Annotated in this window: 20 protein-coding genes; 7 read left to right on the top strand and 13 right to left on the bottom strand. The window is 68.4% G+C overall.

Annotation, left to right across the window (positions count from 1 at the left end; translation table 11 throughout):
* Window positions 1–14: 14 nt before the first annotated feature.
* The 4 genes from LTH93_RS12350 to LTH93_RS12335 form a co-directional block, all read right to left on the bottom strand.
* Complete coding sequence (locus tag LTH93_RS12350) at window positions 15–944, bottom strand: aldo/keto reductase (protein WP_241471124.1); 930 nt, start codon at window positions 942–944, stop codon at window positions 15–17.
* Window positions 941–2,110, bottom strand: a complete 1,170-nt coding sequence (gene solA / locus LTH93_RS12345; protein WP_241471123.1) for an N-methyl-L-tryptophan oxidase — start codon at window positions 2,108–2,110, stop codon at window positions 941–943. Before solA ends, LTH93_RS12350 begins: the two co-directional genes overlap by 4 nt.
* The gene (locus tag LTH93_RS12340; RefSeq protein WP_241471122.1) at window positions 2,107–4,761 is read right to left on the bottom strand and encodes a GcvT family protein; all 2,655 of its coding nucleotides are present in this window, start codon (window positions 4,759–4,761) and stop codon (window positions 2,107–2,109) included. The genes solA and LTH93_RS12340 overlap by 4 nt, the downstream gene beginning before the upstream one ends.
* Window positions 4,762–4,911: 150 nt before the next feature.
* Window positions 4,912–5,682, bottom strand: coding sequence for an IclR family transcriptional regulator (locus LTH93_RS12335; RefSeq protein ID WP_241466265.1), 771 nt, complete (start codon window positions 5,680–5,682; stop codon window positions 4,912–4,914).
* A gap of 187 nt (window positions 5,683–5,869) precedes the next feature.
* Between LTH93_RS12335 and LTH93_RS12330 the strand changes: the two genes are divergently transcribed.
* The 3 genes from LTH93_RS12330 to LTH93_RS12320 all read left to right on the top strand — a co-directional run bounded on the left by LTH93_RS12330 (window position 5,870) and on the right by LTH93_RS12320 (window position 8,647).
* Window positions 5,870–6,217, top strand: a complete 348-nt coding sequence (locus LTH93_RS12330) for a bifunctional 3-phenylpropionate/cinnamic acid dioxygenase ferredoxin subunit (protein ID WP_241466260.1) — start codon at window positions 5,870–5,872, stop codon at window positions 6,215–6,217.
* The gene (locus LTH93_RS12325; protein WP_241471121.1) at window positions 6,214–7,395 is read left to right on the top strand and encodes an NAD(P)/FAD-dependent oxidoreductase; all 1,182 of its coding nucleotides are present in this window, start codon (window positions 6,214–6,216) and stop codon (window positions 7,393–7,395) included. Before LTH93_RS12330 ends, LTH93_RS12325 begins: the two co-directional genes overlap by 4 nt.
* 85 nt (window positions 7,396–7,480) lie before the next feature.
* Window positions 7,481–8,647, top strand: coding sequence for an aromatic ring-hydroxylating oxygenase subunit alpha (locus LTH93_RS12320; protein ID WP_241466255.1), 1,167 nt, complete (start codon window positions 7,481–7,483; stop codon window positions 8,645–8,647).
* Between the two features lie 92 nt (window positions 8,648–8,739).
* On the opposite strand, the gene LTH93_RS12315 is transcribed toward LTH93_RS12320, so the two are convergent.
* Together LTH93_RS12315 and LTH93_RS12310 are read right to left on the bottom strand one after the other, a co-directional pair.
* Window positions 8,740–10,947 carry a catalase gene (locus LTH93_RS12315; RefSeq protein ID WP_241471120.1) on the bottom strand — a complete coding sequence of 736 codons (2,208 nt, stop codon included), beginning with the start codon at window positions 10,945–10,947 and terminating at the stop codon, window positions 8,740–8,742.
* Between the two features lie 152 nt (window positions 10,948–11,099).
* The gene (locus LTH93_RS12310; protein ID WP_342357761.1) at window positions 11,100–12,011 is read right to left on the bottom strand and encodes an NADP-dependent oxidoreductase; all 912 of its coding nucleotides are present in this window, start codon (window positions 12,009–12,011) and stop codon (window positions 11,100–11,102) included.
* Window positions 12,012–12,363: 352 nt separating this feature from the next.
* Between LTH93_RS12310 and LTH93_RS12305 the strand changes: the two genes are divergently transcribed.
* Together LTH93_RS12305 and LTH93_RS12300 are read left to right on the top strand one after the other, a co-directional pair.
* A complete protein-coding gene (locus tag LTH93_RS12305) occupies window positions 12,364–13,173 on the top strand; it encodes an aldo/keto reductase (protein WP_241471119.1) in 810 nt (269 codons plus the stop codon).
* Window positions 13,174–13,443: 270 nt separating this feature from the next.
* On the top strand, window positions 13,444–14,679 hold the full coding sequence (locus tag LTH93_RS12300; protein WP_241466249.1) for a glutamate--cysteine ligase: 1,236 nt from the start codon (window positions 13,444–13,446) through the stop codon (window positions 14,677–14,679).
* A 14-nt stretch (window positions 14,680–14,693) separates the two neighbouring features.
* On the opposite strand, the gene LTH93_RS12295 is transcribed toward LTH93_RS12300, so the two are convergent.
* From LTH93_RS12295 to LTH93_RS12285, 3 genes are all read right to left on the bottom strand, one after another.
* On the bottom strand, window positions 14,694–15,143 hold the full coding sequence (locus LTH93_RS12295) for an N-acetylmuramoyl-L-alanine amidase (RefSeq protein WP_241466247.1): 450 nt from the start codon (window positions 15,141–15,143) through the stop codon (window positions 14,694–14,696).
* A 3-nt stretch (window positions 15,144–15,146) separates the two neighbouring features.
* Window positions 15,147–15,287, bottom strand: a complete 141-nt coding sequence (locus LTH93_RS12290) for a hypothetical protein (RefSeq protein WP_241466245.1) — start codon at window positions 15,285–15,287, stop codon at window positions 15,147–15,149.
* 393 nt (window positions 15,288–15,680) lie between these two features.
* On the bottom strand, window positions 15,681–15,908 hold the full coding sequence (locus tag LTH93_RS12285; RefSeq protein ID WP_241471118.1) for a hypothetical protein: 228 nt from the start codon (window positions 15,906–15,908) through the stop codon (window positions 15,681–15,683).
* Here LTH93_RS12285 and LTH93_RS12280 point away from each other — a divergent pair.
* The gene (locus tag LTH93_RS12280; protein WP_241471117.1) at window positions 15,896–16,549 is read left to right on the top strand and encodes a hypothetical protein; all 654 of its coding nucleotides are present in this window, start codon (window positions 15,896–15,898) and stop codon (window positions 16,547–16,549) included. The genes LTH93_RS12285 and LTH93_RS12280 overlap by 13 nt on opposite strands.
* 7 nt (window positions 16,550–16,556) lie before the next feature.
* Here the strand turns inward: LTH93_RS12280 and LTH93_RS12275 are convergent, their stop codons facing one another.
* The 4 genes from LTH93_RS12275 to LTH93_RS12260 all read right to left on the bottom strand — a co-directional run bounded on the left by LTH93_RS12275 (window position 16,557) and on the right by LTH93_RS12260 (window position 21,366).
* Window positions 16,557–18,218 carry a cryptochrome/photolyase family protein gene (locus LTH93_RS12275; protein WP_241466237.1) on the bottom strand — a complete coding sequence of 554 codons (1,662 nt, stop codon included), beginning with the start codon at window positions 18,216–18,218 and terminating at the stop codon, window positions 16,557–16,559.
* Window positions 18,219–18,222: 4 nt separating this feature from the next.
* A complete protein-coding gene (locus tag LTH93_RS12270) occupies window positions 18,223–19,479 on the bottom strand; it encodes a flavin monoamine oxidase family protein (RefSeq protein ID WP_241471116.1) in 1,257 nt (418 codons plus the stop codon).
* Between the two features lie 136 nt (window positions 19,480–19,615).
* Window positions 19,616–20,446, bottom strand: a complete 831-nt coding sequence (locus tag LTH93_RS12265) for an endonuclease/exonuclease/phosphatase family protein (RefSeq protein ID WP_241471115.1) — start codon at window positions 20,444–20,446, stop codon at window positions 19,616–19,618.
* Window positions 20,447–20,550: 104 nt separating this feature from the next.
* Complete coding sequence (locus LTH93_RS12260) at window positions 20,551–21,366, bottom strand: glycosyltransferase family A protein (RefSeq protein ID WP_241471114.1); 816 nt, start codon at window positions 21,364–21,366, stop codon at window positions 20,551–20,553.
* Between the two features lie 211 nt (window positions 21,367–21,577).
* Between LTH93_RS12260 and LTH93_RS12255 the strand changes: the two genes are divergently transcribed.
* Entirely contained in the window at window positions 21,578–22,333 is a 756-nt protein-coding gene (locus LTH93_RS12255) for a YqjF family protein (protein ID WP_370642759.1), read from the top strand.
* Window positions 22,334–22,409: the final 76 nt, after the last annotated feature.

Below are 22,409 nucleotides of genomic sequence, written 5' to 3'. Positions count from 1 at the left end.
AGAGGTTCCAGCCCTCAGGGAAGCCGGTGCCCGGCCGCGACCAGCAGCTCGTACCACTCCCGGCGCGAAAGCCTGATCTCGGACCCGGCGGCGGCCTCTTCCACCCGGCTGCCCTGGGTGGTGCCGAGCACCACCTGGATGTCGGCGGGGTGCCGGGTCAGCCAGGCTGTGGCGATCCCGGTCGGAGTGACCCCGTGCTGCTGCGCCAGCCGCCCCAGCACCGCGTTGAGCTCGGGGTAGTCCGGGTTGTCCAGGAACACCCCGCTGGGTGACTGAAACGGCGACCATGCCTGGAGCGTGATCGCGTGCCGGCGGCAGTACTCGACGATGTCGGCCCCGGCCGGGGTGACCGCGCCGGTCTGGCCCAGGGTGTTGGCCTGGGCGCCCTCGGTGAGGATCGGGGCGTGGACCAGGGAGAGCTGGATCTGGTTGACCACCAGCGGCTGGGTCACCGCGGTGCGGAGCAGCTCGATCTGTCCCACCGTGTGGTTGGAGACTCCGAAGTGGCGCACCTTCCCGGCGGACTGGAGCTCGTCGAAGGCCCGGGCCACCTCGGCGGGCTCGACCAGGGGGTCGGGCCGGTGCAGGAGCAGGAGGTCGAGGTGATCGGTCTGCAGCGACCGCAGCGATTCCTCCACCTCGGTGATGATGTGCTCATAGGAGAAGTCGTAGAAGGGGCCGTCCTTGACGATGCCGACCTTGGACTGGATCAGCACCTCGTCGCGTTCGGCGCTGGTGAGCTTGACCGCCTCGGCGAAACGGCGTTCGCACTGGTGCGGGGTCTCCCCATAGATGTCGGCATGATCGAGGAAGTCCACCCCGGCCGCTCGGGCACGGTCATAGAGCTCCCGGACCTGTTGGTCGGTCTTGTCCGCGATCCGCATCAGTCCCAGCACCAGCTGGGAGGTGGAGCGTCCGGCGGCGGGCAGTTCGATGGTCCTCATCCCTGCAGACTACTGCGCTGCGGGTCGAAGAGCCCGATGGGGTGCGCGGTGTGCCCGTCCAGCGCCAGATCGGCCAGGATCTCTCCGACCACCGGCACGAATTTGAAGCCGTGGCCGGAGAAGCCGCAGGCCACCGAGACCTGGGGATGCTCAGGATGCAGGCCGATGACGAAGTGCTCGTCCGGGGTCACCGTGTACAGACAGGTCTTGGCCTGGACCACATCCCCGCTCAGGTGTGGGAACAGCTCCCGCGCGCGGGCCTGCATGCGCACGTTCTCGGCCGGGTAGATGCTGCGATCGATGGTGTTCGCAGTGGTGGGGATGCCTTCACGGAAGAAGCCGAGCTTGAAGCCCCCGTCGGGTCCGTCGGTCATCGGGAACCCGTAGATCTGCAGGTTCTCACACGTCTGCTCCACGTAGACCGGATGCTGTTCCTCGCTCCAGGCGGGGTAGGGGACGGCGTCGAAGTCGGGGGCGAACCAGTGGAAGACCATCCGCTCCACGCTCAGCGGAAGCCGCATCCCGGCGAGCAGCTCTGGCGCCCAGGCGCCGGGGGTGATCACCAGCCGCGCGGCCCGGTAGCTGCCCGCGCTGGTGCGCACGGTGACGCCCTCTCCGTCGGCGGACCACCAGCGGACCGGTTCTTCGAAGTGCAGCTCGGCGCCCTTGCGTGCGGCGACCTCGGCGTTGGCGCGGACCGTCTCTTCTGGTCGCACATAGCCGGCGTTGGCCTCATAGAGGCCCATGGCCTCGTCGTGGGGGTCCATGGTCGGGAAGCGTTCGCGGATCTGGGCGGCGGTGAGCACCTCATGGTCGAGCCCGTGTTCCAGGGCTGCCGCATGCGAGCCGGCGAAGGTCTTGGATTCCGGGTGCCCGATGTAGATGCCCCCGCAGAGCTGCATCAGCTCGCGTCCAGACTCCTCTTCCAGCTTGCGGAATCCGGCATAGGAGCTGAAGAGCAGCGGCACATAGGCGGAGTCCTCGAAATAGGACTGTCGGATGATCCGAGTCCCGCCGTGGGCGGACCCCTGGTCGTGCCCCGGCTGGTAGGTCTCCAGTCCCAGCACCCGGGCGCCCCGTTCGGCGAGCGCGTTCGCCGCGGCACCGCCCATGGATCCCAGTCCGATCACGATCACGTCATAGTCGGCTGAACCCTGCATGCTCATCCCCTCATCCTGGTGCTGCCCGGATCGAAGCGCGGCTCCGCGGCGACGACGGCCGGCAGCCGTTCCCCGAAACAGGCGATCTCCACCGGATCTCCGATGCTGCGTGCCGCACCCTGGGCCGAACCCTCCAGCCAGGCGTAGGCGATGGACTCTCCCACCGTATAGCCCTGATCCGCGCTGGTGACATAGCCCAGCGGGTCGGTCCCGCCGGGGGCGAAGACCGGTTCGTGCCCGAGGAGCACCTGCGCCGGGTCTTCCAGCACCAGACACTGCAGACGGCGCCGCGGCACATCAGCCCCGAGCGCGGCGAGCTTCTTCGCCGCCTCCCCGGTGACGGCGAAGTCCACCCCGGCCTCGACGGGGGTGTGCTCCCGGGTCATGTCGGTTCCCCAGAGTCGGAAGCCCTTCTCCAGCCGCAGGCTCTCGAACGCGCGCCGCCCCACGGGGCGGATCTGCTGCGCCTGGCCGGCGTCCATCAGCGCGTCCCAGAGGAACCTGCCGAACTCCGCCGGGGCGTAGAGCTCCCAGCCGAGCTCCCCGACGTAGCTCAGCCGCAGGGCGAGCACCGGAACCCCTGCCACCCGCAGCTGCCGGGCACGGTAGAACTTGAAGTGCTCATCGGAGAGGTCCTCCGCGACGAGCTTCTGCAGCACGGTGCGCGCCTGTGGTCCCCACAGGCCCAGGCCGCAGGCGCCGGTGCCGGCATCGGTGAGCTGCAGGGTCTCCCCTGCGGCCGGCTGATGCTCCGCGATCCGGGCGCGGAGCCAGGCGGTGTCCAGGGGGCCGTTGATGCCCAGGTGATAGCTCTGCGGCCCGGTCCGGGCCAGGGTGATGTCGGAGAGCACACGTCCTCGCTCATCGAGCAGCAACGCATAGACGATGCCGCCCACGGTCCTGCTCGGGCGCCGGCTGAGCAGCCCGCGGGCGTGCAGGTCCAGCAGGAAGGCGGTGGCGCCGTGCCCTTCTGGATCAGCGTCGGCATCGACGGCGGTGCAGGGTTGAGTGCCGTCGGTGGTGCTGGGTGGAGCGCCGTCGGTGGTGCTGTGGCCTGTGCTGTGCAGCTGCAGTCGCGACAGCGAGGACATGTCCACCAGCCCCACGTGTTCGCGCAGGTGCCGGGCCTCGCGGGCCGCGATCGGGCTCCAGTGCCTGCCCGACCAGGCGTCTCGATCCGGGAGCGGCTGGTCGCCGAGCCGCGCCTCGCCCAGTCCCTGGTTGGACTCGAACCACAGCGGCCGCTCCCAGCCGGCGGCGGATTCGAAGACCGCGCCGAGCTCCTGCTGCCGCGGGTGGAAGGCCGAGGTGCGCAGCCCGCGCATCCGCAGGGTGGTGGCCTTGGGGTGGATGATGTCGTAGACCTCGTCGTAGGACTCCTCGCCCTGCTCCTGGGCCCAGCGGGAGGAGACCACCGCGGGGTCGAAGCGACCCAGGTCCAGACCGTGGGTGTCGATGCCGGGGTCTCCGGTGGTCATCCAGTCCGCCATCACCTCACCGACGCCGGCCGACTGGGTGACCCAGACCGATTGGGCCATCCACAGCCCGGCGGTGCCCGGCACGGGCCCCAGCAGGGGACCGCCGTCGGGGGTGAAGGAGAAGATCCCGTTGAAGCTGCGCGCGGCGTCCAGTCCCGCCGCACCCTCCCCGCCCCTGGCCAGCTGGGGCAGCAGGCGCTGCGCCTCGGCCCAGGTGGGGGCGAAGTCCTCGGCGGTGAAGGGGTGCACGGCCGGGTGGATCCCGGTGCGGGCGAAGTCCTCCGCGGCGGCGATCTGATCCGGGGCCACCGGCAGCGGTCGATGCTCATAGGCGCCCACGGCGATCCGATCCCCCCACTCGCGCAGGTACATCGCGCAGTCCTGATGCCGCAGCATCGGCTTCACGACCTCGGTGGCCGCGTCGACCCCGGTGGAGACGGGCAGGCTGAACCCGAATCCGTGCTCCACAGGCAGCATCGGCAGCTCCAGCCCCAGCTGATCGCGCGCCATCCCCGGTCCCCAGAGTCCGGCGCAGAGCAGGACGACGTCGGCGGGCAGGGTCTCGCTCGTGTCGACGCCGGATCCCTCGACATCGACGGGACAGATCTGGACTCCGGTCACCTGTGAGCCTGAGGTGTTCACCGCAGAGACCCGGGTCCAGGGCAGCAGCGTGGCTCCCCCGGTCTCGGCTCGCCGGGCCTGGAACTCCACCGCGCGCACACCCTTCACCACGGCGTCGGTCGGGGTGTGCAGCCCGCCGAGCAGTCCGGTGGTGTCCAGCCCGGGCCAGAGCGCGGCGATCTGCTCCGGTGGGATCAGCTGGGCCGGCACGCCCCAGGACTGCGCGAAGCCCTGTCGGCGGCGCAGCTCGCGCAGCCGCTCCTCGGTGGTGGCGAGCTCGATGCCGCCCACCCGCTTGGAGACCCACTCCCCGTTCACGCTCAAGCCGTCGAGCTTCCTCAGCGTGCGCTGAGCCAGCTGCGTCATCGCGCGGTTCGGGGAGGTCTGGAAGACGAAGCCAGGAGCATGTGAACTCGAGCCGCCGGTCTCGAACAGGGGCCCCTGCTCCACCACGGTGACGTCGGTCCAGCCGCGCAGCACCAGTTCATCAGCCACCGCCGCGCCGACGACGCCGAGGCCCACGATCACCACGCGCGGACCCCTGGAGTGCTGCGCCATGTCCCTGCTCCCTCAGCCGCCACCTACTGTTGCTTAGTTCGCAACACTATGGTGTATTACGCACCAGCCTAGGGATACCTCGAGGCCCGGACAAGGGGTCGGTCAGAATTGATCCGCCGGGGACGCGTCCCCCGCAACGGAGCAGTGCCGTCAGGGGTGGTTCGGATGAGGAAGGAAGCCCAGTCGATGCTCGAGCTCCCCGGCGGCATCGCGCAGCATCGCCACATGCTCGACGAAGGCAGACTCCGGCAGCCTGAACGCCGGTGCCGTGGTGGAGAACGCCGCCACCACTCCACCCTGCGGTCCGCGGACCGGCACCGCCAAGGCGTTGATGCCCTCTTCCCACTCCGCCACCGCAGAGGCCCAGCCCCGCTGGCGCACCGCGGTCAGCTCGGCGGCCAGCACCTCGGTCGCAGTGATGGTGGAGGCGGTGAATGCCTCCAACGCTCCGCCGAGGACCCGGTCCTGCTCGCTGGCCGGGGAATGCGCCAGCAGCACCTTGCCGGTGGAGGTGGCATGCAGCGGAGCGCGCTGACCCACGTACTGCCGGGCCACGCCGACCATCCGCTGCCCCACCGTCTGCGTGATGGTCACCGCATACCCGGCGTCGAGGATCGCAACGTTGACCGTCTCGTTCAGCGAAGCCGCAGCGGCGTCGCAGCACACCTGGGCATCGCGGGAGAGGTCCACCCGGGCGCTCACCGCGCTGGCCAGGCGGAGCAGCCCGAACCCGAGCCGGTACGCTCCGCGCTGACCCTCCTGCTCGACCAGGTCATGGGACTCCAGCGTCGCCATCAGCCGGGAGGCGGTGGACCGGTGGACCTGCAGGCGCCGGGAGATCTCACTGACGCTGAGCGGGGATTCGACACTGAGCAGCTGCAGGATCTGCGCCGCGCGATCCACGGACTGAACTTCACTCATGTGAGCACCCCTGACTCCTGTCGGCCTGATGTCGTGTGGTTCGGACTTCGTTTCGCTCCGATGAATTCGTCTTCAATTTCGGCCAAACCCTTGACGCACCCTCGGGGCGGCCTTGCATACTTTTGTTGTGCATCACGAACGTTGTTGCACTATATGCAACAGTATCCTTGAGTGGCGGTGAAGGCAATTGAGTTTCCGAGCCTGTTCCATCGATGACCTGGTTCCCGGCGAAGGCCTGCGAGTCACCAGCGTGAGTCCACCGATCGCCGTGTTCCTCACCGAGGAGGGCACCGTCCACGCCCTGGATGACACCTGCACCCATCAGGACGCCTCGCTGGCGGCGGGCTGGGTGGAGGACTGCCGCGTGGAGTGCCCGCTGCATGAGAGCACCTTCTCGCTGACCACCGGAGAGGTGGACCAGCCGCCCGCCAAGCGTGGAGTGCGGGCCCATCAGGTCACCGTCCGTGACGGGGAGGTCCTGGTGGAGCTCTCCACGGCGGCGCCGAAGCTGCCTCCGGGGGTGGAGGTCGCATGAGTCTCGCTGAAGAAGGTCACCTGCTCATCATCGGCGCCGGCCTCGCCGGCTATCACACGGCGCGCCAGGTGCGCGCCCAGGGTCACGCCGGTCCGATCACGATCCTCGGCGCGGAGGCCCATCCGGCCTATGACCGCCCGGCACTGAGCAAGGCCTTTCTGTGCGGAACCACGGATCTGTGCGATCTCTACCTCGATGACCCCTCCGATCCGCTGGATGCGCGCTGGGTCAGATCCGATGCGGTGACCGCGCTCTCCACGGAGCCGCTGGGGGTGCAGACCGCCTCGGGCACCTTCTACCTCGGCGACGCGGTGGTGATCGCCACCGGCGCCGAGGCGCGGCGCCTGAGCGGTCATGCGATCCGCAGCGTGGAGGACGCCGCCGCACTGCGCGCAGCTCCACTGGCCGGCGCCCGGGTTGCGGTGATCGGAGGAGGCTTCCTGGCGCTGGAGACCGCCGCGACGTGCACCACCCGCGGGGCCGGCAGCGTGACGGTCATCGCCGGTGAGGATCTGCCCGGGCTGCGCCGACTGGGTCGGCCGGTGGCGCGCGCGCTGCACAGTCTGCATGAGCAGCACGGCGTGCGCTTCACCGGCGCTGCCCGCGCGCTGGGCGTGACTCGGGCACCCGGTGATCCGCAGGCGGATCAGGTGGTCACGCTCAGTGACGGCCGAGGGATCCCGGCCGACGTCGTGATCAGCGCGATCGGCGCGAGTCCAGCCACCGAGTGGCTGAGTCGCAGCGCCCTCGCCCTGGATCCCGGCACTCAGGCGGTGCTCGCCGACGACACCGGATTCACCGGGATCCCGGGGGTCTGGACCGCAGGAGACTGCGCACTGTGGTCGGCCCAACGCACCGGGCTGCGTCCAGTGGGGCACTGGCAGGAGACCGTGGATCAGGCTCAGGCGCTGGCCGCCGCGCTGCTCGGCGGGTCCCCCTCCCCCATGCAGGAGCCCTACCTCTGGTCAGACCAGCATCACGTGACCATCCAGGCCGCCGGCATGCTCGCGCTCGCCGACGAGGTCCAGGTGCTGGCTGGAAGCATCGAAGGAAACGACCTGCTGGTGAGCTACCTGCGCGGAGGCACCGAGATCGGGATCCTGGGCATGAACCGGCTGCGCGAGGTGGTGCGCTGGCGCAAGTCCCGCCGCATCCGCCCGGCCGTCCTGGCTGCCTGAGCCTTCCCGCATCTTCTTGAATCCGCTGGGCCCTCCTGACCTGGTGGACCCCCGACCTGCTGAGCCCCTCACGAAGGACGAACCGATGATCATCGACCAGCTCGACACCCCGCTGACCGGCACCTCGTTGAAACCGACCCCCGCCGGGGTCGCCTATACCGACCCGGAGATCTTCATTCGTGAGCAGGCCGAGATCTTCGAGAAGATGTGGAACGCCGTGCTCCGCGCAGACAGCCTGGCAAGCCCCGGACAGTGGCGCACGGTCACGGTGGGCCGGGAGGAGATCATCGTGGTGCGCACCCGCAAGGCCGGGATCAAGGCGTATCTGAACGTCTGCCGACACCGCGGCATGCGGGTCTGCACCACCGCGGAGGGCAGGTCCAAGACCCTGCAGTGCGGCTATCACGCCTGGACCTATGCCCTGGAGGGCGAACTCGTCGCCGCCCCGAACCTGACCTCGATGCCCGATGTCGATCGCGGAGAACATGGGCTCAAGACCGTCCACGTGCGCGAATGGCTGGGCTACATCTGGCTCTGTGTGAGCCCTGCGGCGGGGAGCTCAGCCCCGCCGTCGTTCGAGGAGACCGTGATGACGGAGGTCTCCACGCGCTTCGGAGAGGTCCAGAGCTTGGAGAACTACGGCATCGAGAAGCTTCGGGTCGGGCAGACCCGGCGCTACGAGGTCGCGGCGAACTGGAAGCTGATCATCGAGAACTTCATGGAGTGCTACCACTGCGCCACCATCCACCCCGAGCTCACCGAGGTCATCCCGGAGTTCGCGCAGGGCTGGGCCTCCCAGGCGCAGGACGAGATCCACGGCGCCTCCTTCGGCGCGCAGGTCGAGGGCTTCACCGTGGACGGCTCCGCCGGCGTCGCGGCGCTGCCGGCCATCGCAGAAGCCCAGGACCGCAAGTACTATGCGATCACCGTGCGCCCGCAGGTGTTCATCAACACCGTGCCCGATCACGTGATCTTCCACCGGATGTACCCGGTGTCAGCGGCGAAGACCATCGTGGAATGCGACTGGCTGTTCCTGCCCGAGGTCGTGGAGAAGCAGCTGGACGTCTCCCGGTCGGTGGAGCTCTTCCACCGGGTCAACCTCCAGGACTTCGAGGCCTGCGAGCAGACCCAGCCGTCGATGTCCTCGAAGGCCTACGACGACGGCGGGGCGCTGGTCCCCAGCGAGCACCACATCGCGGAGTTCCACCAGTGGTGGGCACAACAGATCGGCCCCTTCGCGAGAGGTCGGTGACGTCTCCCGGAGGGGCCGAAAGGCTGATGCAGCGCAGCCGTCGCTGAGGACGACCAGCTGGGACCAGCTGGTCCCAGCTGGTCCCGCTGGGTTCAGGCGAAGCGCTCCCAGGCGCGGTGGGCGCCCATGAGCGTGAAGAGCTCGTCCGTGAGCTTCTCGGGTGTGCCCACCAGGACGCCGGGCGCCGTGGGGGAGACGCCGCTGGCGGCCAGCAACGGGGTGCCCGCGGGGAACACCACTGCCTTGCCGTGGCGATAGGCCTCGGCGGCCATCAGCGTCAGCCGCGGATCGACCTGCGGGTCACCGGTGGGGTCACCGAGCTTGTGGTCGGTGTCCGGGCTGGCCCCGGCGGCGCCGGCGGCGGTCGCGGTGAGGAAGACGATCGCATCGAACTCGATGGACCGTGCGGTGAGGTAGGTCCGCTGGGCCGGGGTGCCGTCGGACAGCGGCGCACCGGTGGGGGCGACCACCAGCGGGACCATGTCCTGGGCATCGATGGCCCTGCGGATCTTCTGGATCGCGTCGATGTCGCTGGACTCATCGACCACCACGCCGACCAGCCGACCTTCGATCGGCCAGGTGCCGCCGATCTGGGACAGCGTGGGGCTGAGCACCTCTGGCTCGACCGGAGTCTGGAGCGGCTCGGGCACCGGAAGGCCGAGGCCCTCGGCCACTCCGGCGGCGAGGTCCGCGTCGATGTGGGTCAGCTGCTGCAGCTGGCGCTCCTTGATCCTAGGCTCGTAGCACTTGGCCAGCTCGAAGGTGTACGCCTGGATCACGTGCAGCTGCTCGGTGCGGGTGAGGCTGCGGTAGAACATCGTGACCTGGGTGTAGTGGTCATCGAAGCTCTGCGGGTTCTCCCGCACCTTCACGCTGGCCGCCACGGGTTCCGGGAAGTCGATCAGCGCGCTGGGCACGCCGGACTCGGCCGAGATGTCCTTGACCGGGTATGGATTGCCGCCGTCGAAGGAGTTCGGGTGGTATGGGGCCACTCCGGCGTGGTCGGCGCTCTGGTGGAAGCCGTCGCGGAGCATGTCATTGACCGCCGCGCGGGGCCGGTTGATCGGAATCTGCGCGAAGTTCGGGCCGCCCAGGCGGGTGATCTGGGTGTCCAGGTAGGAGAACAGCCGGGCCTGCAGCAGCGGGTCATTGGTGACCTCGATGCCGGGGACCAGGTGTCCCGGGTGGAAGGCCACCTGTTCGGTCTCCGCGAAGTAGTTCTGCGGGTTCTTGTTCAGGGTCATCTTGCCGAGCATCTGCACCTCGGCGAGCTCCTCGGGGATGAACTTGGTGGGGTCCAACAGGTCGATGCCTTCGAACATCTGATCCTCGGTGTCGGGGAAGACCTGCACGCCGAGCTCCCATTCCGGGAAGGCGCCGGCCTCGATGGCGTCGGCGAGGTCCCGGCGGTGGAAGTCCGGGTCCACACCGTTGGTCATCAGCGCTTCCTCCCAGGTGATGGAGTGCACGCCCAGCTTGGGCTTCCAGTGGAACTTCACCAGCGAAGATTCGCCCGCGGCGTTGATCAGCCGGAAGGTGTGGACGCCGAAGCCTTCCATCATGCGCAGCGAGCGCGGAATGCCGCGGTCGGACATGTTCCAGATGGTGTGGTGCTGCGCCTCGGTGTGCAGCGAGACGAAGTCCCAGAAGGTGTCGTGCGCGCTCTGCGCCTGTGGGATCTCCCGGTCCGGGTGGGGCTTGCCGGCGTGGATGATGTCCGGGAACTTGATCCCGTCCTGGATGAAGAACACCGGAATGTTGTTGCCCACGAGGTCATAGTTGCCCTCGTCGGTGTAGAACTTCGTGGAGAAGCCACGGGTGTCACGCACCGTGTCAGCGGAGCCTCGGCTGCCCAGCACGGTGGAGAAGCGGGTGAACACTTCGGTCGTGGCCTTCTCCGCCAGAAACTTCGCTGAGGTCAGGTGACCGGCGGTGCCGTAGGACTCGAAGACGCCGTGCGCGGCGGCGCCGCGGGCGTGGACCACGCGCTCCGGGATCCGCTCGTGATCGAAGTGCATGATCTTCTCGCGCAGGTGGTGGTCCTGCAACAGAGTCGGTCCCCGGCTGCCGGCCTTCAATGAGTGGTCGGTGTCGCGGACGCGGGCTCCCTGCGCGGTGGTCAGGTACCTGCCCTGCTGCACGCGTCCCGTGTCACTGCCCGGCACTTCGGCGCCCGTGGGGCTGACCGGTGCTGCCGCGCGCTGGTCCTGCTTGGGCGGAAGCGGCTCGCGCGGCTCGACCGGCTGGCCCTCCGTGGGAGGGTCGGCCTGTGGCGCGCCTGGAATATGGATGTCATTCATCGCAACTCTTCTCTGTGGTTTTCGACCAGAGCTGGTCTCACAGAAGAACCGGTTGGCCCTCTCCCCCTGGGATGAGACCTCGCGTGGTCAGGCTAGACCCGCTGGCTGGTGGTCGGCACGACGCGTGAGGCGCGGTGCCGACCGTCGGCGCTTCAACGGGTGGTATCGATGAGGATCTTGCCGTTGGACCCCGACTGGTTGGCCTCCATGGCCGCGGCGGATTCTGCCAGCGGGAAGACGCGATCCACGGCCACGCGCAGGTTGTCTGCCGCGACCTTCTCCAGCAGCGAGCGCAGCCGGTCTCCATCAGGGCGGACCCAGATCCAGTGGCCGCCGTGCTCCTCGACGGAGGGGTCGGCCACGGAGATGTGCCGGCCACCGTCGGCCAGCACTGCCAGCGTGTCGTCAAGGACCTCCCCGACGAAGTCCGCCACAGCGGTGACGCCCTGGGGCGCGGCTTCGCGGACCCGGTCGGCCAGGCCTTCGCCATAGGTCAGCGGTGTCACGCCGAGTTCGCGCAGCTTCGCGTGGTTGTGCTCCGACGCGGTGCCCAGCACGGTGGCCCCGCGCTCGACTGCAAGCTGAGCGGCCAGGTGGCCCACCCCGCCGGAGGCGGCATGGATCAGCAGCGTGTCCTCGGCGGTGATCTCGAGGGTCTCCAGCGAGCGCAGCGCGGTGAGGCCGGCGAGCGGCAGTCCGGCGGCGGAGTCGAAGTCCACCCCGTCGGGGACCCGTGCCACGGAGGCGGCAGGCACCGAGACGTACTCGGCGTAGGTCCCCCCGTGGGTGAAGTCCTTGCGGGCGTAGGCGGCGACTCGGTCACCGGCGGTGAACTCCGGCACGTCGGGGCCGGTGGTCTCGATGACCCCGGAGACGTCCCAGCCGGGGATCACCGGGAAGACGACGTCGATGAGCTGATCCAGCCCGCCGGACATGAGCTTCCAGTCCACCGGGTTCACCGAGGCGCGTTCGATCTTGATCAGGACGGCTCCGGGCGCCACCTTGGGCAGCGGGAGTTCGGTCAGTTCGAGGGTCTGGGGGTCGCCGTATTTGGAATAGCTCATTGCACGCATGGTCATGGCAACCCCCCGGTGAGCGGTTTCTATTCCGCGCCGCTGCAGATCCCTGCCGGCCACGCTCAGCTCCAGTCCGAGGGCGCGGGCGAGGGCGCGGGCGAGGCCACGACCGACCTCAGCGATGCCACCAGCCGCTCCGGGACGGCCTCGGCTGAGCGGGTCACCGTGAACTCTCCAGGAGAAGTCGTTCACGCACTGCGCCGGGTGTCCCAGAGTCGGAATCCGACCCCGGGCAGCTGGCAGTGCTCACCGGCTTCGCCGCGGTTCTGGGCTTCATCTCACCCGGCTCGGTGCAGGCCAGCGCCACCTCCGCAGCGTGTTGAGAGCGTAGGATCGCCGCATGATCGAGCTCAACTCAGGAACTCAGATGCCAGAGATCGGCTTCGGCACCGGCAAGGCCACCACCGAAGCGATGGTGTCCGCCCTGCATGCCGGCTACCGGCTGTTGGACACGGCGCAGATGTATGGCAATGAGGCGGAGGTCGGCGAGGCGGTCAGGCGCTCCGGGGTCGACCGAGCCGCGGTCTTTCTCACCACGAAGCTGAACAACGGGAATCACGCGCCCACCGCCGTCCGGGAGACGTTCACGGAGTCGCTGGTGACGCTGGGCTTCGACTATGTGGACCTGTTCCTCATGCACTGGCCGATGCCGATGCTGGACATCGACTATGTGGACACATGGAAGGCCATGTTAGAGCTCGCCGAGGACGGCCGAGCCCGCGCCGTCGGCGTCTCGAACTTCCAGCCCGCCCAGCTGGAGCGCCTCATCGAAGCCTCCGGTGTGGCCCCGGCGGTGAACCAGATCGAGATGCACCCCTACTTCCCCAACGACGACGCCCGCCGCTTCTGCCAGGAGCGCGGAATCGTGGTGCAGGCCTGGAGCCCGTTGGCCCGCACGGATCAGTTCGGTGATCCGGTGCTCACCCAGATCGCGCAGCGGCTCGGGGTCACTGCGGCCCAGGTGATGCTGCGCTGGCACCTGCAGCGCGGCGTCGTCGCGATCCCGAAGAGCAATTCCGCAGAGCGGATCGCGACGAACATGGACATCCACAGCTTTGAGCTCAGCGATCAGGACATGACCGCCATCGCAACGCTGGACAAGGGCGAGGACGGCCGCCGCGGCGGTCACCCGGATACCTTCACCGGATGATCCTCGCCCCTCCTGGCGGGCATGCGGCAAGGTGCGCACGCCGAGACTGACGCATGAAAAGTGGCAGGTTTCTGCCGCTGAATGGGTCTGACCTGCGCCTTAGCGAGGACCACCTTCCCATAGTACTTTCGACTCTTCTGCGAGTTGAGGTTCGCAGGTACGCTCGCCTCATCAGCGGGGGCGAAGACCGGCGCGGTCAGCACGGGGGTGTGACTGTCCGCCGGTTTCGTCGCCGTACCCGAATGACTCTCGAGGGTGAGGGACCTGTCCGTGCGAACCTTTGGCGTTGAAGAAGAGCTGCTGCTGGTGGACGACTCTGAGCTGGAGCTGCTGCCGCTGGGGTGGCAGGTCGCGGAGCGGCACGGCGTCCGGACCGAGACCGGGCATGAACTGGCCTCAGAGCTGCAGCAGGAACAGCTTGAGGTGGTCCACCCGCCGCAGACCACGTTGAGTCAACAGCTGGCGACGATCCGCTCGGGCCGCGCCTGGGCGGACTCCTGTGCCGCCGACGTCGGAGGCCGTGTGGTGGCCCTGGCCACCGCTCCCGGGGCAGTGACTCCACACCTGGTCCCGCACCAGAGGTTTCAGCAGATGGCTGGATGGGCGGGCATCACGGCACTGCAGCAACTGACCGGTGGGATGCACGTCCATGTGCAGGTGCACTCCCGGGCGGAGGCTGTGGCGGTGCTGGACCGGATCCGGGTCTGGCTGCCCACGCTGCTGGCGCTCAGCAGCAACTCCCCTTTCTGGGACGACAGCGACACCGCGTTCCATAGCTACCGCTATCAGACCTGGGGCCGCTGGCCGAACACCGGGCCACCCGATCTCTTCGAGTCCATCGACGCCTACGACCGGCAGCGCGAATCCCTGCTGCGCTCCCGGGTGCCGCTGGATGACGGCATGATCTATTTCGACGCCCGAATCTGCGAACGTCATTCCACGGTGGAGGTGCGGGTCCCCGATGTCTGCCTGTTCGCCAGCCACGCCGCGGTGATCGCCACCCTGACTCGCGCCCTGGTGGAGACTGCTGCGCGAGATTGGCGCGCCGGTGTTCCCCCGCTGCCGGTGGATACCGCAGTGCTGCGGGCGTGGACCTGGCGGGCCAGTCGCTGCGGAATCGAGTCTCTGCTGGTGGATCCCTTCACCGCGATGCCAGCTCCGGCCGGGGAAGTGGTGACCCACCTGCTCGACACCGTCGCACCGGTGCTCTCGGAGTACGGAGAGGACCGCCAGGTGGATGCGCTGATCAGCGAGATTCTGCGCAATGGGACCGGTGCGTACCACCAGAGGGAGGCCTTCCGTCACGCCGGTGACCCCCGCGACGTGATCGCCGCCGCGCTGCACGCCACCCACAATGTCAGCCATCCGGGCGCCGTCAGTGAGGGACCCTTCGACCAGGGTGCGTCCGATCCAGGAGCTCTGAATCGGGATGCGTCGGCTCGAGAGTCAGCGAATCTGGCCTTGCTGAATCGGGAGTCGGTGAACGCCGGGGAGGACTGGCTGTAGCCCACCCGCACCGCTCAGATCAGGGCGGCGGTGCGGTCCCGGATGTACTCCCAGTCCACGGTGCCCGGGCAGGCGGTGGGGACCACAGACTCGTGCGGGACGATGGCGGTGCGCGGATTCAGGTTGAACTGCCGGCACAGCGTCACACAGCGTTGGATCGACATGTTCAGCGTCTGCGTGGTGGGCGCGCGCTCGGGGTCCGCGGAGTGCTCGATCCCGATGCTGCGCTGATTGAAGGCCCAGTTCCCGGAGTGCCAGGCGGTGTTGTGCACGCTGACGTACTGGTGGATGCGCCCCTCGCCGATCCCGTAGTGCGCACTGACCTGGGAGTTGGGGTTCAGGAAGGTGGCGTCACAGGCAGCCAGGTTTCCCACGATGTAGTGGATGACGATGCGGTCCACGGCGGTCCCGCCGCGACCCACGGTGGAGTTCGGGGAGGTCTTCCAGATCACGTTCTGTTTCACGGGTCAGTTCTCCATATCGTGTGAGACGGCGGTGAGCGTGTCCGCGTCCTGCGCGGAGAGCTCGAGCTGCGCTCCGGCGAGCAGGGCCGGAAGCTGTTCGGTGGTGCGGGCGCTGGCGGAGAACCATTCGCCGAGGATCGTCACAGACTCGCCGCTGTTTCCCTCGACCCAGGCCCAGCAGCGGTCCGCGGTGTCAGTGCTTCCCAGAGCGCTCCTGGAGCCGACCTGCGGGGAGGCGATCAGAATCCCCTCCCCAGCGGGCAGCCGAGGTTGTTCGAAGGGTTCTGCCGCTTCCGCGTGCGGTCATAGTCGGTGGGCTGGCGCCGCATGCGCGGGCGCGGCCGAGTGCGGAACTGTCCCGGAGCCGCCGAGGCGGGCAGTGCCGAGGCGACCGTGACTCCGGCGGCAGTGGCCCCAGCGGCGGCGGCTGTTATCAAAGTGCGACGGGAAAGATGCATTCTCGCAACCTACCGGGCGCTCAGGGGGTCCACAAAGTGAACCTTCCAGGGCGTGTTCAGGGTGCGGCACCGATTCGCTTCACAGCAGCAGGTTCACGGGGCCCAATGACACCAGCGCCAGCACGATGCTGAGGATCTGCATGATCAGCAGCACCGCGCCCGACCCGAGCAGCCCCAGCTGAGCGCCTCTGATTCGACCATCGGGCCAGCCTATAGACTCCGCGCATGGCAGCTGCGCCTGATCCCGCAGCGTCCGGAGTCCGCAGATCAACAGCAACGTGGAGGGTGAACCGTATGGCCGCATCACCAGTGAGCCAGAGCGCCATCACGGCCAGCCTGTTCTATGCGATCGGGGTGGGGCGCATTCCGAGCAGCCAGTCCCCCGCACTCGCCGATGATCTGCGTGACACCGTCACTCGCATGTTGCAGGACCAGGGTGCGGGGGACAGCGTCAATGAGGTGCTCGACGCCGTGCGGGCAGGTCGCGACGCAGTGGCCGGCGACCCGTCGCTGAGCCTTTCGGCGAAGAAGTACGAGGAGCTGCGCAGTCATCTCCTCGCCGCCCAGTCGGCAGCGCCGAACAGGGGCTGGAACGTCTGGCCCATCGGCGCGAGCACGATCCTCAAGCGTGCCGACGGGTCCTGGAGCGCGGCGCTGCAAAATGTCGGGCTGGCCCCTTCGAGCCGAGCGCGGCCCTCCGGTTTCGGCACGGCCCGGTTCACTCCAGCTCAGTTCGGCGCGGCGCTGCGGGACTTCACCGGCCACGGGGCCAGGGAAGGTTTCACCACCAGCTATCAGAGCTACGTGGACTGGCGGAAGGCCCAGCAGCAGCGTGGGCGCACCGATCTTCCCTCTGGCCCGAGCATCCGCAACACCTACGGCAGCTGGAGTGCAGCCCTGAAGCGTGAAGGGACGCAGCGCGGCGGGGCCGCTCCAGACGGCAGCTGAATCGGCATCACCCTGGCTGTTGGAGCAGCCTGCTGGGCTGCCCGGGTTCCAGCAGGTGCTGAGCACGCTCGTGATGGGCGCGTCGCTTCTCCTGGTCCATCTTGTCCAGCAGCGAGACCACCATGCGGGCGCGCGGGTTAGCTTCGAAGATCTCGCGATGATCCCTGATGAACGTCCAGTAGAGCCCGTCCCACTCCTGTGCCCAGTCCCCCTTGGGCAGGTCCGACATCTTGCGCAGGTAGTTGCTGCCAGAGACATAGGGCTTGGTGGTGATCGCCTCTCCCGCCGCGAACTGGCTCATGGCATAGACGTTGGGCACCATCACCCAGTCGTAGGCGTCGATGAAGAGCTCCATGAACCACTCGTAGACCGCGTCCGGGTGGATCCGCAGCAGCGACATGGCATTGCCCAGCACCATCAGGCGTTCGATGTGGTGGGCATACCCGGTCGCCAGGACGCGGGAGATCACCAGGTCCACCGGGGCCAGGCCGGTGCTGGCATCCCACCAGCCCGTTCCCAATGTGTTGTGGTGCTCCAGCCGATTGGCGCTGCGCAGCTGACGCCCCCGGGTGCGATAGGTGGCGCGCATGTACTCCCGCCAGCCGATGACCTGACGGATGAATCCCTCCACGGAGGCCAGCGGGGTGGACTCGTCGGCAGCCTCGAGAACCGTCTGCACCACCTCACGGGGATCCAACAGTCCGATGTTCAGCGCCGGGGTCAGCAGCCCATGAGCGATGAATGGGTGCTCCGCTGAGATCGCATCCTCATAGGGGCCGAAGTCGTTCAGACGCTCCCGGACGAACTCGCGGAGATGCTCGCGCGCCTCCTCCGCGCTGACGGGCCAGGCGAACAGCGCGGGATCCCCCGGGGCGTCGGGGAACTCGTCGCGCACCCAGGCGATGGCCCGCTGGACGTCGTCGGCCGCGCCGTCGTCATCGGCTGAAGTGCCAGACCCTTGGACTGTTTCGGCACTGACTGTACGTTCAGTACTTTCAGAACTTTTGCCGCTGTCATCATCGCGCCTGAGCGCGTCGAGATCGAACATTCCGTCCCGCTGCAGGATCGGATGACTCGCGAAGCGCCCCACCGTGGGCGGCGTGTACCCGCGCGGCAGCTTCTTGCGGTTCTCCGCATCGAAGGACCATTTCCCACCGACAGGTTCCCCGTCGGCGTCGAGCAGGAGCTTGAACCGGCGGCGCTGCCAGACGTAGAACTCGTGCATCCGGGCACCGTGGGACCCGAACCAGTCATCGACCTGCGCGCGGCTGGTCAGGAAGTTCGGCGTCTCCAGCACATCCTGCTCACGCAGCCAGCATCCGCCCTCATCGAGCGCGGCGCGCAGATCCTGCTCCAGCCAGTCATCGACCACGTCGTAGACGGTCACCCGTGCCGGGGCCAGTTTCTGGATCAGCTCCACCAGCTGTGCGTGGGAGCTGCGGTCGGCCTGGCTGCGCAGCACCGACACCTGGTGACCGCGGGCCCGCAGGCGCCGCGCGAACTGGTCCATCGAGGCGCGGTGCAGGACCAGCTTCTGAGCGTGGAAGGAGTACTGCCGGAACAGCAGGTCATGTTCGATCAGCACGAACACCGTGTCAGGGTCGACGTCGAGGTGCTCCTTGAAGAGCTGGTGGGGCAGCACCAGACGAAGCACGGGAGGACTCGTCATGGGCTCAGCCGGCGAGCAGTCTGGTCAGCGACTGCGCGGCCTGGTCGCCGGAGACCAGCGCCCCCTGGATCGAGCCATGGTCGCGGTGATCACCGGCGATGAGCACGCGATCCCCCAGCTGCTGGGGACGGGCCTGAAGCAGGGGCGGGTGTTGGACCGGGAGCGTGTGCTCCACGAGGTGATGGGTGAGCAGCTCCCAGTCTGCGGTGGATCCCTGGTAGAGCCGCTCCAGATCCCGGCGCACGGCGGCCTCCTCGGCGAGGCCGTCGGGACGGTCCAGCAGCGTGGTCGCCTGGATCAGGTGCTGACCCTCCGGGGCGTAGGAAGGAGCGGCCTGCGAGACCACAGCGGTGTTCCAGATCGGACCGGCGGGGCCTCCGCCGCGCCGGCTGGCGTCGAGCATCAGGAAGGGTCCGGGCTGGGGCAGCTCCGGGGCGCGGAACCACCAGGTGGTCAGACCATGGGTGGGCAGCGCCGGCTGGCCGGTGAGCTCGTGGATGTCCTGCGGTCCGACGGCGACGACGGCGGCCCGGGCGCGCAGCGGCCCGGCGTCGGTGCTGACCTGGACGCCGTCGCCGCTGTGCCGCAGGTCCCGGGCGGACGTGTTCAGCCGCACCGGTTCGTGAAGCCAGGTCTCCATCTGTTCGGGGAGCGCCTGCATCCCTCCGCGGGGCAGCCCGGGGGCGCCGAGGGCGAAGTAGCGGACCAGCAGGCGAACATAGTTCGCCGAGCTCTCCCCGGTGCTGTCGGCGAGGACGCCGGCCAGGAACGTGTCGAGCACGTCCCGTCGCAGCCGTCCGGTGAGGCCGGCCTCCTCGAAGGAGTCGTGCAGCGTCTGATCCTGCGCGGGACGCGGCCCGGTGGCGGACTGTCGCAGGGTCGGGGCGATCCAGCGCGCGAAGGCGAGCAGGTCTGAGGGCGGGGTGTGCCTGCTCCGCAGCGTGGACAGAGCATGCTGCGGGTGCCGCAGCGGATGGGCCAGCGTGGTGGTGGTCGTGGAGGTGCGGATCACGGCGCCGACCCCGAATGCTTGAAGGCCGAGCGAACCGATGTCGATCCAATCCTGCACGGCAGGGTAGGCCGGGTTCAGCACCTGGAACCCGCGGTCGCAGCGAAAGCCCTCGATCAGGTCGGTGCGCACCCGTCCTCCGACGGCGTCCCCGGCTTCGAGCACTGTGACCCGGTGTCCGTTGCGCTGCAGGCGGCGGGCGCACTGCAGCCCGGCGAGTCCTGCGCCGATGACTATGACGTCGGTGTCCATGAGTCCCCATCCCGTCGCGTGGTGGTCAGTCTAGGCCGAACGTCTGACACGCGTCGGTTCGACAGGAGGAACGGCCAGGACACGTGTGTAGAAGTAGTGCACCAGCAGATCCCAGTTCGGGATGCGCGTGTAGAGGTCAAAGACGTTGCTCCAGGCCGCGATCAGCAGAATCACCGAGATGGTGATGTCTGCCGGGGCGGGGAAGGTGCAGCACCGCCTGGACCGGCAGGTGATCCGAGGCCCACCCGCTGCGATGGCGCACCGGATTGATCGCCGCGCGGGCCACGCCCAACTCCGGTGAGGCCATGATCCAGTCGATCCTGCGGCGGTCGAGGCGCGGTTCACGGTAGTTGGCGAAGGTCCCCCATTCCTCGCTGTCGCGTTGCGCAGCCGCGGCCCAGGTGTCGGCGAGCGCCTCGCCGCGGAGAAGCTCCGCAATCGGTGCGCTGCTGGGCTGAGCGTTCATATCCGCCGTGAGCACCACCGGCAGCGTACTGGTGGTCACCCGGTGCCGGATGCTCTGCGCGGCACGAAGCCGGGAGCGGTGGGAGAGGTGGTCGAGGTGGGTGTTCATCGCGAGGAAGGCCGTGGATGTGGCACGGTCCCGGAATCTCGCCGAGACCAGGCTGCGCGGGATGAGATTTCCCCAGGTTCGAGAACCCGGGTGGTGCGGGGTGTCCGAGAGGGCGCTCTGCTCCCAGTCCAGGAGTTCGAGGCGGTCTGTGTCGTAGTAGAGCGGCGAGGCCTCCCCTCCCCCTTGAGGCCCCCGCCCGTGCCCGACGGATCGGTAGGAGCCGCCCAGCGCGTCGGCGACGAACCTCACCTGATCGGCGAGGGCTTCCTGGACGCCGAGCAGAGTCGGACGTTCGGTCTGCAGCAGGCTGCGCAGTCCGGGGGCCCGGCGCTCCCATCGATCGGCTCGGCGCGGATGGAAGGCGAAGGTGCGCCGCCGGATGTTCCAGCTCATGACGTGGAGCCTTGGGGCCGGCATGGGCCCGATCAGGGCAGCTTCAGGGGCGACGGCTGGGTGGACGGCCGTCGGGCGGGGATCCGCGTGCGCGTCAGGCGCACTCATGTGCGTGCGCGTCCCGATTCCGAAGCATGACCGCGTCTGCGCAGAGACGCCCGGCGCCATCGGAAGGGCGGGAAGTCGTGTGGCCAGTGCACCGTCACGGACCGGAATCCGCGCTTGATCCGGCGCTGGAAGGCTCTGGCGTCCCTGAAGGGGCGCATCGAGATGCCCATCGGCTCTCCGCCCATCGCGCCGAGACGATGACGCTCTCCGAGGTGGAAGGCCAGGTCCAGATCGTCGTGGATCTCGGGGTCGTCGCGGTGCACGGAGAGCCGTACCTGCTCCCACGCTTCGCGCCGCATGGCCATGTTGGAGCCGAACAGCGGCCGATGCCCCAGCGCGGGCCTGGAGAAGTTTCTGTAGGCGAAGAGATAGGCATGCACCAGTGGACGCCGCAGCAGCACCGGTCCGTCGATGAACTTGGCAGGACCGGTCAAGGCGGCGACGTGGGGCTGCTCCTCGAAGGCGGTGACCACATCCTGGATCCATCGCGGTTCCGGCACACAGTCAGCATCGAGCCGGAGGATCAGGTCAGAAGTGGCGGCGTCGTAGCCGGTGGCGCTCGCGGCGGGGATCCCCGGCTGCAGGCAGCTCAGCACCGTCGCGCCGGCAGCGCGGGCGGCCGCGGCGGAGTCATCGACAGAGGCGTTGTCGACCACGATGATCTCGTCCGCGGTCCGGGTCTGTGCCGCCAGCGCCGCGAGGCAGACGGTCAGTTCTGCGCTGTCGTCCTTGACCGGGATGACCACCGACACGGTGACCGGCGCGGTGTTCGGCGCTGCGCGCTCGTCGAGATTCTCGTCGTTGATGCTCATATCGGCCCCGGCCCTTACTTGATCGCAGCCCTCGCCGCCCGTCTTGAGAAGTCAGCACATCTCACTCCTGCACTACTGGATAAATCTACGCCGTATGAGTCCCGGACGCGCGGCACCGTGCCCTGAGCAGATCCACGCTGGATAAGATGCTGATGAACTGCCGCTGCTCTTTCGAGCATCGACCTCCCTGCGCCGATGATGAGGTTTCATGATGGCTTTCAACACACTCTCCCGAGAGGCCCCACCGCTGGGCGGCCCCGCCGTGCTGAGGCAGCGGTGGAGCGAGGTGTCCTTCGTGCATTGGCGGGTCGACCCCGGCGCCGTCGCGCCGTATATGCCTGAAGGCTGTTCCCCGGACGTGCTGGATGGCAGCTCCTGGGTGGGGCTCATCGGGTTCCAGATGTCGAAGAGCTCCTTCTTCGGCGGGCCGAGCATTCCGTGGCTCGGTGACTTTCCGGAGGTCAATGTGCGGCTCTACTCCATCGACGAGCACGGTCGCCGCGGAGTGGTCTTCCGCAGCCTGGAAGCCTCCCACCTGATCCCGGTGCTGGTCGCGCGGGCGGCGTTCGGGCTGCGGTATCAGTGGGCGTCGATGAAGATCCAGGCCTCCGACGGCGAGGTCGAGTACACGACGCGCCGGCATGGCCAGCGCGACGCCGCCTCCACGCTGCGGGTTCGTCCGATTCCTGACCCCGCGGCCGACGCTGAGCTGGCTCAGGACCCGGTGGCGGAATTTCTGACCGCCCGCTGGGGCTTCCATGAGCGGCATCTGGGGCGCACCATCTATTGCAGGAACAGCCATGAGCCGTGGCCGTTGCAGCACGCGGAGCTGGTCCACCTCGAGGACGGGCTGCTGGCCGCGGCGGGCTTCCCCGGGCTCAGCACGCGGGCCCCCGATTCGGTGCTCTACGCCCCGGCGGTGACCACGGTCTTTGCTCCGCCGCAGCGGGGTCAGCGGCTGGGCTAGATCGGCCAGACCAAAGGGTGGGTGGATGCGATGCGACTGCTTCTGGCTGCCGCTGGCTCGCGCGGCGACGTCGAAC

The sequence above is a fragment of the Nesterenkonia sp. DZ6 genome (assembly GCF_022565835.1).
Classification (GTDB): Bacteria; Actinomycetota; Actinomycetes; order Actinomycetales; family Micrococcaceae; genus Nesterenkonia.
This window is presented reverse-complemented; position numbering and strand designations above follow the sequence as displayed.

Bases quoted from the DNA above. Each gene is read 5' to 3' on its own strand.
- LTH93_RS12310 (WP_342357761.1), bottom strand. From the start codon at position 12,011: ATGAGCTATTCCAAATACGGCGACCCCCAGACCCTCGAACTGACCGAA.
- solA (WP_241471123.1), bottom strand. From the start codon at position 2,110: ATGAGCATGCAGGGTTCAGCCGACTATGACGTGATCGTGATCGGACTG.
- LTH93_RS12350 (WP_241471124.1), bottom strand. From the start codon at position 944: ATGAGGACCATCGAACTGCCCGCCGCCGGACGCTCCACCTCCCAGCTG.
- LTH93_RS12270 (WP_241471116.1), bottom strand. From the start codon at position 19,479: ATGGACACCGACGTCATAGTCATCGGCGCAGGACTCGCCGGGCTGCAG.
- LTH93_RS12325 (WP_241471121.1), top strand. From the start codon at position 6,214: ATGAGTCTCGCTGAAGAAGGTCACCTGCTCATCATCGGCGCCGGCCTC.
- LTH93_RS12315 (WP_241471120.1), bottom strand. From the start codon at position 10,947: ATGAATGACATCCATATTCCAGGCGCGCCACAGGCCGACCCTCCCACG.
- LTH93_RS12305 (WP_241471119.1), top strand. From the start codon at position 12,364: ATGATCGAGCTCAACTCAGGAACTCAGATGCCAGAGATCGGCTTCGGC.
- LTH93_RS12275 (WP_241466237.1), bottom strand. From the start codon at position 18,218: ATGACGAGTCCTCCCGTGCTTCGTCTGGTGCTGCCCCACCAGCTCTTC.
- LTH93_RS12335 (WP_241466265.1), bottom strand. From the start codon at position 5,682: ATGAGTGAAGTTCAGTCCGTGGATCGCGCGGCGCAGATCCTGCAGCTG.
- LTH93_RS12255 (WP_370642759.1), top strand. From the start codon at position 21,578: ATGGCTTTCAACACACTCTCCCGAGAGGCCCCACCGCTGGGCGGCCCC.
- LTH93_RS12260 (WP_241471114.1), bottom strand. From the start codon at position 21,366: ATGAGCATCAACGACGAGAATCTCGACGAGCGCGCAGCGCCGAACACC.
- LTH93_RS12320 (WP_241466255.1), top strand. From the start codon at position 7,481: ATGATCATCGACCAGCTCGACACCCCGCTGACCGGCACCTCGTTGAAA.
- LTH93_RS12280 (WP_241471117.1), top strand. From the start codon at position 15,896: ATGGCCGCATCACCAGTGAGCCAGAGCGCCATCACGGCCAGCCTGTTC.
- LTH93_RS12265 (WP_241471115.1), bottom strand. From the start codon at position 20,446: ATGAGCTGGAACATCCGGCGGCGCACCTTCGCCTTCCATCCGCGCCGA.
- LTH93_RS12340 (WP_241471122.1), bottom strand. From the start codon at position 4,761: ATGGCGCAGCACTCCAGGGGTCCGCGCGTGGTGATCGTGGGCCTCGGC.